Annotated in this window: 3 protein-coding genes; 1 reads left to right on the top strand and 2 read right to left on the bottom strand. The window is 70.8% G+C overall.

The features are described from left to right. Nucleotides 1-128 precede the first annotated feature (128 nt). Complete coding sequence (locus WEE69_06565) at nt 129-707, top strand: hypothetical protein (GenBank protein MEX1144949.1); 579 nt, start codon at nt 129-131, stop codon at nt 705-707. A gap of 231 nt (nt 708-938) precedes the next feature. On the opposite strand, the gene WEE69_06560 is transcribed toward WEE69_06565, so the two are convergent. Together WEE69_06560 and WEE69_06555 are read right to left on the bottom strand one after the other, a co-directional pair. After that, nucleotides 939-1,403: a C40 family peptidase gene (locus tag WEE69_06560; GenBank protein ID MEX1144948.1), complete on the bottom strand. Its 465-nt coding sequence runs from the start codon at nt 1,401-1,403 to the stop codon at nt 939-941. Between the two features lie 39 nt (nt 1,404-1,442). Further along, nucleotides 1,443-2,873 (bottom strand): EF-Tu/IF-2/RF-3 family GTPase (locus WEE69_06555; protein ID MEX1144947.1); only part of this gene is annotated, 1,431 nt, incomplete at its 5' end.

The following is a 2,873-nucleotide window of genomic DNA, read 5'->3' as shown; positions in this document are numbered from 1 at the left end:
CTTCGTGCAGCTCATAGCGCCGGGTCTCATCAATCGCCATTGTCGCGCCTCCTCGTAGCGCCGCACCGGCGGACGCCGACCCCTGCCCGCGGCCATAGGATCGCCGGGAGACCGACGGAGGAACCCTCATGGAGATGCACGGCGGCGTCGCGCGCGACGGATGGAACGCCTTGGGCATGGGCTACAAGAAGCTGCTCAAGAGTGGGACGCCGGCCACGGCGCTCGTGAAGAGCTTCTACGAGATGGACGAGGCCTCCACGTTCGGCAAAGCCCAGCACGAGTTCACCCTCGAGGTGCGCGTCGACGGCCAGGCACCGTACGACCTCCAAGGCCTGTTCCGGATCCCGGTGAAGCTCATCGGCTCCGTCGGCCCGGGCACGGTCGTGCCGGTGAAGGTGCACCCGTCGGACCCCAAGAAGGCCGCGATCGACTGGGACTCGTGGGACGCGTCGGCGCCGACCGAGCAGGTCGACGACGCGCCGGGCGACGTGCCGGCGGGCGACGCGGTGATGGGGGCGACAACCCAGGAGACCGTCCACAACGCGATGCCCGAGGCGAACCGCAACATGATGGTGAACGCGTGGATCTCCGCGACCCAGAGCGGCGCCATGAGCGCGGCGGAGCTCGACAGCGCGCTGAACGACGCGGTGAGCGCCGGCATGCTCACCCCCGAAGAAGCCGACGCAGCGCGCGCCCAGCTCGGCTGACGTCGAGTACTCGACCGAGAGCGACTTCAAGATCGACGGCGGTCAGCTCGGCAACCATTGGTCGGGGACCAAGTGCGACGGCGTCGCCGGCGTGTGGGACGGGTGCGGCGAGGTCGTGCCGTCGTAGAACGTGATCGCGAACGACTCCGGTACCCGAGGCCGTTCGACGGGACCCGGTTGGGAGTGAAGACCGGCAGCTTCTGCTCGTAGCTATTGCCGGCAGATGCGGGCTCAGCCCGGGCGGACGGCCTGCGTGACGCCGTACGTCGCGATGGCGACTTCCTTGACGGTGCTCCCGGGCTTCGTGGCGTGCACCATCATCCCGGGGCCGATGTAGATCCCCACGTGCTGCGCGGGATCAGCCGGGAAGAGCAAGTCGCCGGGTTGGAGCTGGTCGAGGGGCACTTGAGGGTAGGCGGCGAACTGCGCGCCCGACGTGCGCGGGATGGTCAGCCCGCCCGCCTTCCAGGCCTGTTGCGTGAGCCCGGAGCAGTCGAAGCACGTCGGGCCGGTGCCGGCATGGCAGTACGCGACACCGACCTGCGCTTTCGCGTACGCAACGGCTGCTGCGGCGCCGGCCGACGGCGCGCCCGGCGGCCCCGGCGCGGGCGTCGGCACCTTGGGGACACATGCCGCCCCGGCGAGCGCCGCGACCGCGATCACCAACGAGAACACCAGCCGGCGTCGAAGCTCCATGGAGCCAGATCGACCAATCAGACCGCGCTCTTGAGCCGGCTACCCCGGCGCTGCGCCCACCTTGGCTCGTTTCGTGGCGCGGCCACGCTTGGTCTGACTGAGCTCGGCCTTGCGCAGGCGGATGTTCTGGGGCGTGACCTCGACCACCTCGTCGACCGCGATGAGCTCGAGGGCCTGCTCGAGCGACACCGGGCGCGGCGGCGCCAGGCGCACCAGCTTGTCGGCCGACGACGCGCGGTGGTTGGTGAGCTCCTTCTCCTTGGTGGGGTTCACGTCGATGTCGTCGGCGCGGGCGTTCTCGCCGATGATCATCCCCTCGTACACCTCCACACCGGGCCCGATGAACGTCTCGCCGCGCTCCTGGATGGCGAAGAGCGAGTAGGCCGTCGTCAGGCCGCGGCGGTCGGCCACCAGCGAGCCGGTGGTGCGGGTGCGCAGCGCGCCGAACCACGGCTCGTAGCCCTCGAACACCTGGTGCAGCAGCCCGGTGCCGCGGGTCTCGGTGAGGAACTCGGTGCGGAAGCCCACCAGGGCGCGCGCGGGCACGAGGTACTCCATGCGCACCCAGCCGGTGCCGTGGTTCACCATGTGCTCGAGGCGGCCCTTGCGCACCGAGAGCATCTGGGTGACGGTGCCGAGGTGCTCCTCGGGCACGTCGATCGCGACCCGGTCGACCGGCTCGTGCGTCGTGCCGTCCACTTCTTTGGTGACGACCTCGGGCTTGCCCACGGTGAGCTCGAAGCCTTCGCGGCGCATGGTCTCCACGAGCACCGCGAGCTGGAGCTCGCCGCGACCCTGCACCTCCCACGCGTCGGGACGCTCGGTGGGGCACACGCGCAGCGACACGTTGCCGACGAGCTCGGTGTCGAGGCGGCTCTTCACGAGGCGCGCGGTGAGCTTGTCGCCCTCGGTGCCGGCGAGCGGCGAGGTGTTGATGCCGATGGTCATCGCCAGGCTCGGGTCGTCGATGTGCATCACGGGCAGCGGACGCGGGTCGTCGGGGTCGGCGAGGGTCTCGCCGATGGTCACGTCGGCGAGACCGGCGATGGCGACGATCTCGCCCGGCCCGGCCTCGTCGGCGTCGACGCGCTCGAGCGCCTCGGCGACGTAGAGCTCGGTGATCTTGACGGTCTCGACGGTGCCGTCGGCGCGGCACCACGCCACCGGCGCGCCACGCCGCAGCGTGCCGTGGCGCACCCGGCACAGCGCGATGCGCCCGACGTAGGGCGACGCGTCGAGGTTGGTGACGAGCGCCTGGAGCGGATGGTCGGGGTCGTGCATCGGCGCGGGCACGTGCTCGAGGAGCAGCTCGAGCAGCGGCTTGAGGCCGCCCTCGCCGACCGCGCCGGGCATCTGGAGGTCGGGGTCGGTGGCGTCGAGCGACGCGCGCCCGGTGCGGGCGTTGGAGTACACGATCGGGAAGCCGACCTGGTGCTCGTCGGCGTCGAGATCGAGGAACAGCTCCTCGAT

It is taken from the genome of Acidimicrobiia bacterium, assembly GCA_040881685.1.
Taxonomy (GTDB): domain Bacteria; phylum Actinomycetota; class Acidimicrobiia; order IMCC26256; family PALSA-555; genus SHVJ01.
Note: the sequence above shows the minus strand (reverse complement) of the source record. Positions and strands in the feature narration are given on the sequence as shown.